Here is a 13,181-nt window from a genome sequence, read left to right on the forward strand (position 1 = left end):
CCGGTCGCTCCCGCGCCGTTCGTGTGCGCGTCGTGTGTGGGGAATGCCTCACCGGCAACTTTTCTGCCAAGAAATCGGAATGAAGGGTTCCGTTCTTGGTGTCCGAGGAGCTTCAATGCACCACGCCCTGCTCACGGCATCCGCGAGCCGGGCGACCGCGCCCCACCGCGGTATTCGTGGCCGAGCGACCGCGCCCCACCGCGGCATTCGCACGGCGGCCGGGGCGTGCTCGAGTGATCGGCACACGTAAGGACTCCAATCCCATGACGTCGCAGACGACTCCGACCAGGCCGGGCCGGCCCGGCGAACCGGACCGGTCCGACGGGGCGGCCCCGGCGAACTCCTCCGGCGGACTCCAGGCGGGCCTCAAGAACCGCCACCTCTCGATGATCGCCATCGGCGGTGTCATCGGTGCGGGCCTGTTCGTCGGTTCCGGTACCGGCATCGCCGCGGCCGGACCGTCCATCCTGATCTCGTACGCCCTGGTCGGCCTGATGGTCGTCTTCGTGATGCGGATGCTCGGCGAGATGGCGGCGGCCCGCCCCAGCTCCGGTTCCTTCTCCGCCTATGCCGACCAGGCGCTGGGCCGCTGGGCCGGCTTCTCGATCGGCTGGCTGTACTGGTTCTTCTGGGTCGTGGTGCTCGCCGTCGAGGCGACGGCCGGCGCCAAGATCCTGGAGGGCTGGGTACCGGGCGTCCCGCAGTGGGCGTGGGCGCTGATCGTGATGGTCGTGCTGACCGCGACGAACCTGGTCTCGGTCGGGTCGTACGGCGAGTTCGAGTTCTGGTTCGCCGGGATCAAGGTCGTGGCGATCGCCGCGTTCGTGGTCGTCGGCCTGCTGGCCGTCTTCGGGGTGCTGCCCGGAGCGGACAACCCGGCCACGGGGTTCGCCCATCTCACCGACTCGGGCGGGTTCTTCCCCGAGGGGGTGGGCGCCATCCTCACCGGTGTGCTGATGGTCGTCTTCTCCTTCATGGGCAGTGAGATCGTCACCCTCGCCGCGGGCGAGTCCGAGGACCCGCAGCGCGCCGTGCGGCAGGCCACGAACAGCGTGATCTGGCGGATCGCCGTCTTCTACCTGGGCTCGATCTTCGTCGTGCTGGCCCTGGTGCCGTGGAACGACCCGTCGCTCGTGAAGGACGGCAGCTACGTGGCCGCCCTCAACGCCATCGGCATCCCGCACTCCGGCCAGGTCATGAACGTCATCGTGCTGACGGCCGTGCTGTCCTGTCTGAACTCCGGCCTCTACACCGCCTCGCGGATGGCGTTCTCGCTCGGCGAGCGCGGGGACGCGCCGAAGGCGTTCGCCCGGGTGAACAAGCGGGGCGTGCCGCAGGCGGCCATCCTGTCGTCCGTCGTCTTCGGCTTCGTCGCGGTGTTCTTCAACTACCAGTGGCCCGACACCGTCTTCCAGTTCCTGCTGAACTCGTCCGGCGCGGTCGCGCTGTTCGTCTGGCTGGTCATCTGCTTCACGCAGCTGCGGATGCGGGGCGTGATCCTGCGCGAGTCGCCGGAGAAGCTGGTCGTGCGGATGTGGCTCTTCCCGTACCTGACCTGGGCGACCATCGCGATGATCTCGTTCGTCCTGGTCTACATGCTGACCGACGACAGCGGGCGTGAGCAGGTGCTGCTCTCGCTGCTCGTGGCGGCGCTGGTGGTGGCGATCGCGCTGGTGCGCGACGTCCGGCACCGGAAGGCCGCGGGATCCGCTCAGGCCGTGAACGCCGCGAACGCCGCGGAGGCCGCGGCCGGCGGGGCGGCGCGGGAGGCCCGGGCCTGAGCGCCGCTCCGGATCCGGGCGCGGAACACGCGAAGAGGCCGGGCCGGCCGTGACGTGTCACGGCCGGCCCGGCCTCTTCGCGTGTTGCGGGCGTACCGGGGGTGGTGCGGGCCGGGGGTCAGCCCCGGCGGCCGGCCAGCTTCCAGGCCGCGGGCAGCGCGCCCATGGCGAGCGCGGCCTTCAGCGCGTCACCGAGCAGGAACGGCACCAGGCCGGCCGCGATCGCGGCGCTCGCCGACATGCCGGTGGACAGCGCCAGGTACGGGACGCCGACCGCGTAGATGACCGCGGAGCCCAGCGCCATCGTGCCCGCGGTGCGCAGCACGGACCGGTCCCCGCCACGACGAGCGAGGGCGCCGACCACGACGGCCGCGAGCAGCATGCCGAGGACGTAACCGAACGACGGGAAGCCCATCCCGGACCTGGCCTCGGCGAACCACGGCATCCCCGCCATGCCGACGAGCGCGTACACGGCGAGGGAGAAGAAGCCGCGGCGGGCGCCGAGCGCGGTGCCGACGAGGAGCGCGGCGAAGGTCTGGCCCGTGACCGGGACCGGGGAGCCGGGGATCGGGACGGCGATCTGGGCGGCGATCCCGGTGAGCGCGGCGCCCCCGAGGACCAGGGCCGTGTCGACGGCGTAACGGTTCCGGGCGGCGGGCAGCAGGTCGGCGAGGACCGCTCCGGGACGGACGGGGGCGGCGGCAGCAGTACTCATCGGGACTCCGCGGGGTGAGGACAGGAAGGGACAGACCGGACCGACGTTAGCCCACGGGTCAACGGCCGATCACCGTCAGCGGCTGACAAGCGCCGATCGCGGCATTGGTGGAGTTCACACAAAGACACTGAGGCAATCACACGGTGACGTGATGCTCGTCACTGAGGTGGGGGCCGGATCACACGTACGCTCGCTCGCGGGATCCAGCCCGGAAGAACTGTAGGTTCCCCCCAAAAGCCGGTGCGGGCATTTCTCCCCGCTCGTGACGTCGGCGGCGGCACGTGCCGGTATGTGCACGATGTGTGAGCATCGTGCCCGTATGGCGGACACCGGTTCCCGGTCGATGACATGCGCGCCCAGACTGTGCGCGACGTCCCCCACGCCCCACCTCGCGTCCCCCCATGTGTCGCCTACCGAACAGAGCACGTCCATGTCGCGGAATCCCGCCTCTCCCCCCACGGAAGACCCCGCGGAACCCCGGGCCGGAACCGGCACCGGTTCGGGTTCCCCCGTCGAATCCCCCGTCACCGTCCCCGGCGCCCCCACCGACGCCGTCCTCACCCACGGGCTCAAGCAGCGGCACCTGTCGATGATCGCGCTCGGCGGTGTCATCGGCGCCGGGCTGTTCGTCGGCTCGGGCGCAGGCATCGCCGCCGCGGGTCCCTCGATCGTCGTCGCGTACGCCGTCTCCGGGCTGCTGGTCATGCTCGTGATGCGGATGCTCGGCGAGATGTCGGCCGCGAACCCGGCCTCCGGTTCCTTCTCCGTCCACGCGGAACGGGCGATCGGGCCGTGGGCGGGGTTCGCCGTCGGCTGGGCGTTCTGGGTGCTGCTCTGCGTCGCCGTCGGCCTGGAGGGCATCGGCGCCGCGAAGATCGTCACGGGCTGGCTGCCGGGCACCCCGGAGTGGGCCTGGGTCGCGCTGTTCATGGTGGTCTTCCTCGGGACGAACCTGGCCTCGGTGAAGAAGTTCGGCGAGTTCGAGTTCTGGTTCGCCACCCTCAAGGTCGTGGCGATCACGCTCTTCCTCGTCCTGGGCGTGCTGGCGATCCTCGGACTGCTGCCCGGTACGGACGCCCCCGGCACCAGCAACCTCCGCGGCGAGGGCGGCTTCCTGCCGAACGGCGGCGAGGGACTGGTGATCGGCCTGCTCGCCTCCGTCTTCGCGTACGGAGGTCTGGAGACCGTCACCATCGCCGCGGCCGAGTCCGAGAACCCGGTACGGGGCGTCGCCAAGGCCGTACGGACCGCCATGTGGCGGATCGCGCTGTTCTACGTCGGTTCGATGGCCGTCGTCGTGACGCTGGTGCCGTGGGACGACCCGCAGATCGTGAAGGTAGGCCCGTTCTACGCGACCCTGAACCACCTCGGGATCGGTGGCGCCGCGCAGATCATGAACGTGGTCGTCCTGGTCGCCCTGCTCTCCGCGATGAACGCCAACATCTACGGCTCCTCGCGCATGGCCTGCTCGCTGGTGGCCCGTGGCCAGGGACCGCGGCGGCTCGGCCGGATCTCGTCGGGCGTGCCGCGCACCGCCGTCCTGGCCTCGTCGGTGTTCGGCTTCCTGTGCGTGCTGCTCAGCTACTGGCGTCCCGACGACGTCTTCCCGTGGCTGCTCAACATGATCGGCGCGGTGATCCTGGTCGTCTGGATATTCATCGCCGTCTCCCAGCTGATCCTGCGCGGCCGGCTCCAGCGCGAGGCCCCGGAGAAGCTCGTCGTACGGATGTGGTTCTTCCCGGTGCTGACGCTGGTGGCGCTGCTGGCGATGGCCGGGATCTTCGTCCTGATGCTGCGCCAGCCGGGCACGCGCGACCAGCTGGTGGCGAGCGGCGCCCTCACCGCCGTACTGATCGTCGCCGGTGTCGTACGGCAGCGGCGGGCCGCGGCGGTCACGGACTGACGCCGGGGGCGCGGGGCGCGTCCGCCGCGTCCGGCACGGCGGTGCCGTCCGGGGCGCACGGCACCTCGGGGTCGTCCGGGGCGCACGGCACGTTCAGGGAGAGCAGCGCCCCGCCCCGCTCCCCGATCCGCACCTCGCTGATCGCCGTGTTCCGCAGCTTCGGGAAGACCCGGCGGTAGGCGCCCAGCGGGATCGACAGCAGTTCGCAGAGGACGAGCCTGAGCAGGGTGTTGTGGGCGACGACGAGCACCCGCCCGCCCGGGTGCTCGTCCGCGATGCGGCGCAGTGCCGTCGCGCCCCGGGCAGCCGCCGCCCGGGGGTCCTCGGCCCCGGGGAACGGGTGGGCCACCGGGTCGGCGCGGTACTCCCGTCCCTGCTTCGGATGCTCGGCCTCGAACTCCGCCAGGGTGCGCCCCTCCACCTCGCCGAAGTCGCACTCGCGCAGGTCGTGGTCGCGCCGGGGCGTGAGACCGAGCGCCCGGCACGCGGGCCGCGCGGTCTCGATCGCGCGGGTGAGCGTCGACGTCCGGATCGCGTCGACCGGGTGCCGGGCCGCCCACTCCCCCAGCCGCCGGGCCTGACGGCGCCCCTCGTCGGTGAGCGCGATGTCGCTGACCCCGGCGTAGCGGTTCTCCGCGTGCCAGACGGTCTGCCCGTGGCGGACGAGCAGCAGGGTGGCCGGGCTCCTGGTCATGGCTTCTCCGTTCGGGTACGGGCGGTCAGGGCGTCTGCGTCCGTACGGGTCGAGGAGCGGCGGCCCAGGGCTCTCACACGCGCCGGGAGGCACGGCTTCCCGGGACCGCCGCGGTCACGGTTCCCCCGCGCGGTCACGGGCATGGGCGGCGACGGGACCGGGGAGCCAGCCGCGCCGCTCCAGCTCGTCGACCAGTGCGACGTACGGCTCGGTGTACCACGCGGTGCGCGCCGGATGCGGACGCAGCACGTGCCGCAGTCGTACCATCCGGTTCGCGGCCCCCGCCAGGGTGTCGGCGGCCCGCGCGCCGTACGCGGCGAGGACGGCCATGCCGAGCGCGGGTTCGGCGGAGCGCGGAATGTATACGGGCCGGCCCAGGATGTCGGCGCGCAGCCTGCTCCAGTGGCCGCTGCGGACCGCGCCGCCGGTGAAGGTGAGCCGGCCGTGCAGCGGGGCGCCGAGGAGGTCGAGGTAGTCGAGGCAGAGCCGTTCGACCAGGCCCGTCCCGGTCAGCAGGGCCGCCCAGTGCTCGGCCTCGTCGGCGGGCTCGCCGAGCAGGAAGCCGGTGGCCCCGGGCGCGGCGAAGGGGAAGCGTTCGCCCGTTCCGGCGAGGGGGTAGGCCACCACCCGCGCCGGTTCGCACGCGCGGGCCAGCGCGTCCATGCGGGCCGGGTCCGCGCCCGGGAACGCGGCGGCCAGCGCCCCGCCGCCCACCCCGGAGGCGCCGCCCGGAAGCCAGCCGCCGTCCGGGGCGCGGTGGTTGTAGACCACCCCGGCCCGGTCCACGACCGGCGACGAGGTGACCCCCTTCAGGACCAGCGTCGTGCCGAGCACCGAGTTCCAGGAGCCCGTGGTGAGCGCGCCCGAGGCGATCTGCGCCGCGCAGCCGTCCGTCATCCCGGACACCAGGAGCGTGCCCGCCGGGATGCCGGTCTCCTCCGCCGCCGCCCGCCCCACCTCCCCGATCCGCCGGCCGGGCCGCACCACCTCCGGGAACAGCTCCCGCGGCAGGCCCAGCCCGCCGAACCCGCGGTGCGGCCAGTCGTCCCGCTCCAGGTCGTACCCGGTCTTCAGGGCGTGGCTGGAGTCGGTGGGCAGCGGCGTCCCGGCGAGCCGGGCCAGCACCAGGTCGGCCTGGTGCATGACGCGCACCGTGTCGCCCACGCGTCCCCCGTGCTCCCGTCCGTACTCCCGCAGCAGCCACATCACCTTGGGCAGGGCCCAGCTCGGCGGCGTCCGGGCCCGGGCGGCCTCGGCCACGGCCCGCCCGTCGTCGTACATCACCCCCGGCGTCAGCGGCCGTCCCGCCCGGTCGCCGAGCAGGACCGTGCCGGAGGTGGCGCAGACGGCCAGCGCGCGGGGCGGGGCGGGGCGGTCGCGCAGCGCTCCGCGGCAGGCCGCGCACACCGCCGTCCACCAGTCGACGGGCCGCTGCTCGTGCCGTACGCCGTCGCGTCTTCCGGTGAGCGGGGCGGAGCCGCTGCCGAGGATCTCGCCCCGGTCCCCCACCACCACCGCGCGGACGCCCTGCGTGCCGAGATCGATGCCCATCCACATATCGGTCCCTCCTGTGAACTTCTCACTCTGCACCGAGAATTTCCGTTGCGCGAGGGATTGACGGTCAACTTCGCCTGTTCCAAGCTCTGTTAACCAGTCGATCTGGTGTGTGAACGGGCCCCGCCCGTGAGGAACTTCAGAAGAATTCGGGAATCAGAGGGATCAGCACGTGAGCAGCGTTCCGCGGCGGGGGCCGGCCCCGCGTCAGGCATCCATAGCCGAGTACGTCCTCGCGCAGGGCGAGGCGAGCGCCGCCGAACTGGCGGAGCGTTTCGACGTCAGCCTGATGACCATCCACCGGGACCTGGACGAACTGGAGCGGCAGGGCATCGTCCGCAAGTTCCGCGGCGGGGTCACCGCGCAGCCGTCCGGGGTCTTCGAGTCGAACGTCGCCTACCGGCTGAAGGCCATGCGGGCCGAGAAGGCCGCCGTCGCCGCGCGGGCCCTGGAGCTGGTCGAGCCGGGCATGGCGGTGATGCTGGACGACTCGACGTCCACGCTGGAGATCGCGCGCGGGCTGCGGTCCATCACCCCGCTGACCGTCGTCACCAACTTCCTCGAAGCGATCAATCTGCTGTCGCGCGAGCGCGGCATCCATCTGATGGGGCTCGGCGGCGACTTCGACCCGCTGCACGCCTCCTTCCTGGGTGTCTCGTGCGTGGAGGCGGTGCAGTCGCTCCAGGTCGACATCTGTTTCACGTCCACCTCCGCCGTGTCCGGTGGTTTCGCCTACCACCAGGAGCAGCGCATCGTCTCGGTGAAGCGGGCGATGCTCGACTCGGCGAGCCGCAACGTGCTGCTGCTCGACCATTCCAAGCTGGGCCGGGTCGCCCTGCACCGGCTGGCCCCGCTCTCCCGTTTCGATCTGCTGCTGGTCGACGACGGGGCCTCCGAACGAGCGCTGCGCGAACTCGACGAGCACAAGGTGCCTTACGAGGTCTGCCGCACCGGCCGGGAGCCGGGGACGGGAGGCCGCGATGACGGCTGACCGGGCCGGTCCCGCGCGGTCCCCGACGGGTCCGTACCGGTGGTGCCGCCCCGCCCGGACGGGCGTCCCGTCCCCGCGAGCCCGCACCGGACGTCCCCCCGTGGCCCGTGCCCCGGACGGACGGCATGCCCCCGTCCGGGGCGGTGCCCGCCACCCGCCGCACCGCCCGGCGGCGGGTCGCCCGGAGATGCCCCGCGGCCGGCCGGAAGATCTTCGTACGCGTCACCGCCGCTCCACACGGCACATCCATGTCTTCGACGCCCGGACAGGAGACGCTCTGCGATGACCCGTCCCATGACGCCCGACCCGACGACGCCCGCCGACTCCACGACGCCCCGCTCCACGGCATCTCCCTCCACCGCGCCCCGCCCCACGACGCGGGTGCTCGCCGCCGGTGACCACTTCGTCCGCAACTCCCTGATCACCCAGGCCCTGCTGCACGCCCTCGGCCCGCTCGGCACGGAACCGCTGATCACCGAACTCACCCTGCCCTGGCCCCTGGAACCCTTCGGGAAGGTCGCCGAGGTCGACGAGGCCAGCCACGCCGAGGACGCGTTGATCGGCGCCCTGGACGGGGTCGAGGTGTGCGTGACCCAGATGGGCCCGTTCACGGAGCGGGTCCTCGCCGCCGCCCCCGATCTGCGCCTGGTCGTGGTCTGCCGGGGCGGCCCGGTGAACGTGAACGCCGCGGCGGCGCGGGCCCGCGGGGTGCGGGTGTGCTTCGCCCCCGGGCGCAACGCGGCCGCGACCGCCGAGTTCACGGTGGGCCTGATGCTGGCGGCGCTGCGCCGCATTCCCGACGCGCACCGCTCGCTCACCGCGCACCGCCGCTGGGACGCCTCCCACTACACGTACGAGCAGTGCGGTCTGGAGCTGGAGGACACGCCCGTCGGCCTGATCGGCTACGGCGCGGTGGGCAGCCGGGTGGCCCGGGTGCTCGCCGCGTTCGGCGCGCGGGTCGAGGTGTACGACCCGTATGTGCGCGGCGACGTGCACGGCATGCGCGCCCCCTCGCTGGAGGCGTTGCTCACCCGCTCCCGGGTCCTCACCCTGCACGCCAGGCTGACCCCGGAGACCCGGCATCTCGTCGGCGCCCGCGAGCTCGCCCTGCTGCCGCGCGACGCGGTCCTGGTGAACGCGGCCCGGGGCGGGCTGCTGGACACGGAGGCGCTGTGCGACGCCCTGGACTCGGGGCGGCTGCGGGCCGCGGCGCTGGACACGTACGAGCAGGAGCCGCCGTCGCCCTCGTCACGGCTCTTCCGGACCCCGAACCTGCTGATGACGCCTCATGTCGCGGGCGCCAGCCGGTCCGTCGCGCGGAAGGCGGCGCGGATCGCGGCGGCCGAGGTCGCACGCTACGTGCGGGGCGAGCCGCTCGCCCACGCGCTGTGACGGGAGGCGGGCCCATGACGACGTACGGAGGCACTCCATGACGACGTACCGGGCCACGCCCCCCGCACCCGCGGCCGAGGACGCCCCCACCCGGTACATCGGCATCGACGTCGGCACGTCCGTGGTGAAGGCCGCGGCCTTCGGCCCGGACGGCCGCACGCTCGCCGTCGAGTCCCGCCCGGTGGGGCTCACGATCCGCGACGGTTTCGTGGAACAGGACATGGACGAGGTGTTCGGGGCTGTCCGTGAGGTCCTGGCCGCGCTGGGCTCCGACGGGGTCGCGTTCGCCGGTCTCACCGGCCAGGGCGACGGGGTCTGGCTGGTCGACGCGGCGGGCCGGCCGGTCCGCACCGCGATCTCCTGGATGGACGGCCGCGCCCATGAACTCGTCGACGCCTGGCAGGAGTCGGGGGTGTTCACGGCCGTGTACCGGCGCACCGGCAGCGCGATGTTCCCCGGCTGTCCGGGACCGGTGCTGGCCTGGCTCGACCGCCACGACCCCGCCTCGCTCGACGCCGCCACCACCGCGCTGTACTGCAAGGACATGGTGTTCCAGCGGCTGACGGGGGTCCGGGCCACGGACGTCTCCGACGCGTCGATGCCCTTTCTGGACCCGATGACGCGTACGTACTCCTCCGATGTCGTGGCGGCGCTCGGCCTCGGCCACCGGGCCGCGCTCCTCGCCCCGGTCAGCGACCCGGTCGCCACGGCCGAGCTCCCCTCGGGCGTACGGATCTCCAACGGCCCGTACGACCTGCCGGCCTGCGCACTGGGCGCGGGCGTCACCCGGCCCGGCGACGGTCTGCTGATCGTCGGCACGTGTCTGGCCGCGCTGGTGGCGACGGAACGGCTCGACCTGGACGGCGAACCCGCGGGCCTGCACATCTCCACCGACCGTCCCGGTCACTGGCTGCGCGCCATGCCCGCGATGGTCGGCACGGCGGCCCTGGACTGGGTCCTGGCCACGACCGGCGTACGCCACGCGGACGTCGACCGGCTGCTCACCGCCACCCCGCCGGGCGCCAACGGCGTACGGGTGCTGCCCTACTTCGCCCCCTCCGGCGAACGCGCCCCCTTCGTCGAGCCCCGGCTGCGCGCCGAGTTCGTCGGGGTGTGTCTGGAGACCGCCCCGGCGGACCTGGTCCGCGCGGTCTGCGAAGGCATCGGTTTCGCCGCCCGCCACTGCCTGGACGCCGCGGGCCTCACCGGCACCCTGGCGCTGTGCGGCGGCGGCACCCGCTCCCCCGCCTGGACCCGGCTGTTCGCGGACGTGCTGGGCCGCCCGGTGCGGATCGTCGAGGGCGAGGTGGGCGCGCGGGGCGCGGTCCTCGCGGCGGCGCGGCGCTTCGGCACGGAGCTGGACACGGCCGCCTGGACGGCCCCGGCGGAGGTGGTCGAACCGGACCCCGCGCGTGCGGCGTTCTACACGAAGGCGTACGAGGACCACCTGACCCGCCTCGCGGAGGCCCGCACGCGGGCCCGTGCCTGAGACCGGGCCCGCGCCCGGAGCGGTACCCGCGCCCGAAGCCGGGGCCGTGCCTGGAGCGGGCCCCGCGCCCGGGGCCGGCGTGGCGACACGGTCCCGGACCTAAGTCGAAGGGCTGATCACCATCGGCACGCCCTGCTGTTAGCCTGCTTCTGCTCTTGCATAGAGTTCGCAACAACAACAGGAAAGCAGCTGGAGGGTTCGAACCATGGCCACGTACACGCTTCCGGAACTCCCGTACGACTACGCGGCGCTCGAACCGGTCATCAACCCGCAGATCATCGAGCTCCACCACGACAAGCACCACGCCGCCTACGTGAAGGGGGCGAACGACACCCTGGAGCAGCTGGAGGAGGCGCGCGACAAGGGGACGTGGGGCGCGATCAACGGGCTCCAGAAGAACCTGGCGTTCCACCTCTCCGGCCACATCCTGCACTCGATCTACTGGCACAACATGACCGGTGACGGCGGCGGCGAGCCCCTCGCCGCGGACGGCGTCGGCGACCTCGCGGACGCGATCACGGAGTCGTTCGGTTCGTTCGCCGGTTTCAAGGCCCAGCTGACGAAGGCCGCGGCCACCACGCAGGGCTCCGGCTGGGGCGTCCTGGCGTACGAGCCGGTCAGCGGCAAGCTGATCGTCGAGCAGGTCTACGACCACCAGGGCAACGTCGGCCAGGGCTCCACCCCGATCCTGGTCTTCGACGCCTGGGAACACGCCTTCTACCTCCAGTACAAGAACCAGAAGGTCGACTTCATCGACGCCATGTGGGCCGTCGTCAACTGGCAGGACGTGGCGAAGCGTTACGCGGCGGCCAAGGAGCGCGCCGACGTGCTGCTGCTCGCCCCCTGACCGGGAGGCGCGTGAACGTCCTGCCTCGTGATCGTCTTCTCAACCTTCACCGGGCAGGCGGATGAAAGGAGGACCCCCGCCAGGACGTGACTGGCGGGGGTCCTTCCATCGTGTCGCCCGGCAGGACGTCAGGGCGCGGGGACGTGCTCGAGCAGGGTGCCCAGCACCTGCTCGGCATGGGTCCAGAGCAGGGATCCGCCCGCGTCCGGCACGAGGTGCCGGACGGCGCCCGGGATGCGCGCGGCCAGCCCTTCGCCGTGGTCGGGCGAGTGGCCGGTGTCCTTCTCCCCGTACCAGAGGTCGACGGGTACGGCGATGTCCGCCAGGGCGATGTCCCACCGGCCCATGGCCAGCGCGGTGTCCCGGGCGTAGCCCGCGGCGGCCCCCTGCGCGAAGGCCTCGTCGAGGGCGCGCCGGTAGGCGGCGGCGAACGCGGGCTGCTGGTAGACGGCGAGGTCGCACTCCGGGCTGTGGGACATGACCATGTCCCACATGGCCCGCGCGGTGAACCCGGCGAAGATCTTCTCGGCGGCGGCCGGATCGGACACCGCCAGGTCGACCAGGCCCCGCAGGTCGTCCGGGAGCGCGTCGGCGAACCGCGGCTCGGCGACCTCGTCCGCCCCGGAGACCACCGCGAGCGCGCCGGCCACCCCGGCGGCGGCGCAGGCGAGCGCGAAGGGCGCCCCCTGCGAGTTGCCGACCATCGGCGGCCGGCCCAGGCCGCACCGTGCGGCGAACACCCGGATGTCGTCGGCGAAGTCGCCGAAGGTACGGCCGGGCAGCGGCGAGGAGGCGCCCAGCCCAGGGCGGTCGACGGAGATCAGCCGCACGCCGAGCCCGTCCACGACGTCGCCGCCGAACCCGAGGTGCCTGCTGGTGGCCGCGCCGGGCGACAGCAGCACCGGCACACCGTCCTCCGGCCCCCATTCCGCCCAGCCCAGCAGCCGTCCTCCCGGCAGCCGCTCGGTACCGGTACGAAGCGGGTCGTTCACGCGCAGATCCATGCACCTCATCCTGAGCGGGCCCCCAGGGCCCGTCGAACGAATTACGCCGACCGGTACCTCCCGGTCGCAGCACCGGACCTACCCGGTGACCAGGGCCAGCAGCAGACCGTCGTAGCCCTTGGCGCCGACGGTCTGCAGCGCGGTCGCGCTCAAGGTCGGTTCGGCGGCGACGAGTTCGGTGAACCGGCGCACGCCCCGCACCTTCGGGTCGTCGCTCTCGCCGTCGGCCACCTCGCCGTCCCGCACCACGTTGTCGGCGATGATCAGACTCCCGGGGCGGGTCAGCCTCAGCGACCAGGCCAGGTAGTCCGGGTTGCTCGGCTTGTCGGCGTCGATGAACACGACGTCGAACGGCCCCTGCCCCTCCGCCGCGAGCTCCGGAAGCGTGTCGAGCGCCGGGCCGACCCGTACGTCGACGACGTGCGCGAGCCCCGCCCGCGCGATGTTGGCCCGCGCGACCTCGGCGTACGCCGGATCGGCCTCCAGCGTGACGACCCTGCCGCCCTCGGGCAGCGCCCGCGCCAGCCAGATCGTGCTGTACCCGCCCAGGGTGCCGATCTCCAGCACGGTCCGCGCCCCGCGCAGCCGGGCCAGCAGATGCAGCAGCTTGCCCTGATTGGCGGCGACCTGGATGGCGGGGAGCCCGGCCTCGTCGCTCGCCGCGACGGCCGCGTCCAGGGCTTCGTCCGGGCCCAGCAGCAGGCCGTTGAAGTAGTCGTCGACCTCGGTCCACCGTGCCGATTCCATGTGTGTTCCTCTCCGAATCAAAGAGTTCCCAAAAGGAACTTACCTCAGCCGGCCGGATGCGATG

The 13,181-nt window shown here is 72.8% G+C and carries 11 protein-coding genes; 6 read left to right on the plus strand and 5 right to left on the minus strand.

The window, feature by feature from the left end; all coding sequences use genetic code 11:
• Nucleotides 1–263: 263 nt before the first annotated feature.
• Nucleotides 264–1,781, plus strand: a complete 1,518-nt coding sequence (locus AB0E67_RS09810) for an amino acid permease (RefSeq protein ID WP_362023240.1) — start codon at nucleotides 264–266, stop codon at nucleotides 1,779–1,781.
• Between the two features lie 118 nt (nucleotides 1,782–1,899).
• On the opposite strand, the gene AB0E67_RS09815 is transcribed toward AB0E67_RS09810, so the two are convergent.
• Nucleotides 1,900–2,496: a biotin transporter BioY gene (locus AB0E67_RS09815; protein WP_362023243.1), complete on the minus strand. Its 597-nt coding sequence runs from the start codon at nucleotides 2,494–2,496 to the stop codon at nucleotides 1,900–1,902.
• Between the two features lie 430 nt (nucleotides 2,497–2,926).
• Here AB0E67_RS09815 and AB0E67_RS09820 point away from each other — a divergent pair, with 430 nt between their 5' ends.
• On the plus strand, nucleotides 2,927–4,399 hold the full coding sequence (locus AB0E67_RS09820; protein ID WP_362023245.1) for an amino acid permease: 1,473 nt from the start codon (nucleotides 2,927–2,929) through the stop codon (nucleotides 4,397–4,399).
• On the opposite strand, the gene AB0E67_RS09825 is transcribed toward AB0E67_RS09820, so the two are convergent.
• Complete coding sequence (locus AB0E67_RS09825) at nucleotides 4,389–5,093, minus strand: histidine phosphatase family protein (protein WP_362023247.1); 705 nt, start codon at nucleotides 5,091–5,093, stop codon at nucleotides 4,389–4,391. The genes AB0E67_RS09820 and AB0E67_RS09825 overlap by 11 nt on opposite strands.
• A 114-nt stretch (nucleotides 5,094–5,207) precedes the next feature.
• Nucleotides 5,208–6,650 (minus strand): FGGY family carbohydrate kinase, encoded by a 1,443-nt coding sequence (locus tag AB0E67_RS09830; protein WP_362023250.1) that lies wholly within the window; start codon nucleotides 6,648–6,650, stop codon nucleotides 5,208–5,210.
• 169 nt (nucleotides 6,651–6,819) lie between these two features.
• Between AB0E67_RS09830 and AB0E67_RS09835 the strand changes: the two genes are divergently transcribed.
• The 4 genes from AB0E67_RS09835 to AB0E67_RS09850 all read left to right on the plus strand — a co-directional run bounded on the left by AB0E67_RS09835 (nucleotide 6,820) and on the right by AB0E67_RS09850 (nucleotide 11,366).
• Nucleotides 6,820–7,638, plus strand: coding sequence for a DeoR/GlpR family DNA-binding transcription regulator (locus AB0E67_RS09835; RefSeq protein WP_362023253.1), 819 nt, complete (start codon nucleotides 6,820–6,822; stop codon nucleotides 7,636–7,638).
• Between the two features lie 282 nt (nucleotides 7,639–7,920).
• Nucleotides 7,921–9,030 (plus strand): NAD(P)-dependent oxidoreductase, encoded by a 1,110-nt coding sequence (locus AB0E67_RS09840; RefSeq protein ID WP_362023256.1) that lies wholly within the window; start codon nucleotides 7,921–7,923, stop codon nucleotides 9,028–9,030.
• Nucleotides 9,031–9,067: 37 nt separating this feature from the next.
• A complete protein-coding gene (locus tag AB0E67_RS09845; RefSeq protein ID WP_362023258.1) occupies nucleotides 9,068–10,519 on the plus strand; it encodes an FGGY-family carbohydrate kinase in 1,452 nt (483 codons plus the stop codon).
• A gap of 205 nt (nucleotides 10,520–10,724) precedes the next feature.
• Nucleotides 10,725–11,366 (plus strand): superoxide dismutase, encoded by a 642-nt coding sequence (locus AB0E67_RS09850; RefSeq protein WP_351518159.1) that lies wholly within the window; start codon nucleotides 10,725–10,727, stop codon nucleotides 11,364–11,366.
• A 128-nt stretch (nucleotides 11,367–11,494) separates the two neighbouring features.
• On the opposite strand, the gene AB0E67_RS09855 is transcribed toward AB0E67_RS09850, so the two are convergent.
• Together AB0E67_RS09855 and AB0E67_RS09860 are read right to left on the minus strand one after the other, a co-directional pair.
• Nucleotides 11,495–12,370 carry an alpha/beta hydrolase gene (locus tag AB0E67_RS09855; RefSeq protein WP_362023261.1) on the minus strand — a complete coding sequence of 292 codons (876 nt, stop codon included), beginning with the start codon at nucleotides 12,368–12,370 and terminating at the stop codon, nucleotides 11,495–11,497.
• A 78-nt stretch (nucleotides 12,371–12,448) separates the two neighbouring features.
• A complete protein-coding gene (locus AB0E67_RS09860) occupies nucleotides 12,449–13,117 on the minus strand; it encodes an O-methyltransferase (RefSeq protein WP_362023264.1) in 669 nt (222 codons plus the stop codon).
• Nucleotides 13,118–13,181: the final 64 nt, after the last annotated feature.

Source organism: Streptomyces sp. NPDC032161, assembly GCF_040636995.1.
Classification (GTDB): domain Bacteria; phylum Actinomycetota; class Actinomycetes; order Streptomycetales; family Streptomycetaceae; genus Streptomyces.

Bases quoted from the DNA above. Each gene is read 5' to 3' on its own strand.
- AB0E67_RS09850 (WP_351518159.1), top strand. From the start codon at position 10,725: ATGGCCACGTACACGCTTCCGGAACTCCCGTACGACTACGCGGCGCTC.
- AB0E67_RS09820 (WP_362023245.1), top strand. From the start codon at position 2,927: ATGTCGCGGAATCCCGCCTCTCCCCCCACGGAAGACCCCGCGGAACCC.
- AB0E67_RS09810 (WP_362023240.1), top strand. From the start codon at position 264: ATGACGTCGCAGACGACTCCGACCAGGCCGGGCCGGCCCGGCGAACCG.
- AB0E67_RS09845 (WP_362023258.1), top strand. From the start codon at position 9,068: ATGACGACGTACCGGGCCACGCCCCCCGCACCCGCGGCCGAGGACGCC.
- AB0E67_RS09815 (WP_362023243.1), bottom strand. From the start codon at position 2,496: ATGAGTACTGCTGCCGCCGCCCCCGTCCGTCCCGGAGCGGTCCTCGCC.
- AB0E67_RS09830 (WP_362023250.1), bottom strand. From the start codon at position 6,650: ATGTGGATGGGCATCGATCTCGGCACGCAGGGCGTCCGCGCGGTGGTG.
- AB0E67_RS09825 (WP_362023247.1), bottom strand. From the start codon at position 5,093: ATGACCAGGAGCCCGGCCACCCTGCTGCTCGTCCGCCACGGGCAGACC.
- AB0E67_RS09840 (WP_362023256.1), top strand. From the start codon at position 7,921: ATGACCCGTCCCATGACGCCCGACCCGACGACGCCCGCCGACTCCACG.
- AB0E67_RS09855 (WP_362023261.1), bottom strand. From the start codon at position 12,370: ATGGATCTGCGCGTGAACGACCCGCTTCGTACCGGTACCGAGCGGCTG.
- AB0E67_RS09860 (WP_362023264.1), bottom strand. From the start codon at position 13,117: ATGGAATCGGCACGGTGGACCGAGGTCGACGACTACTTCAACGGCCTG.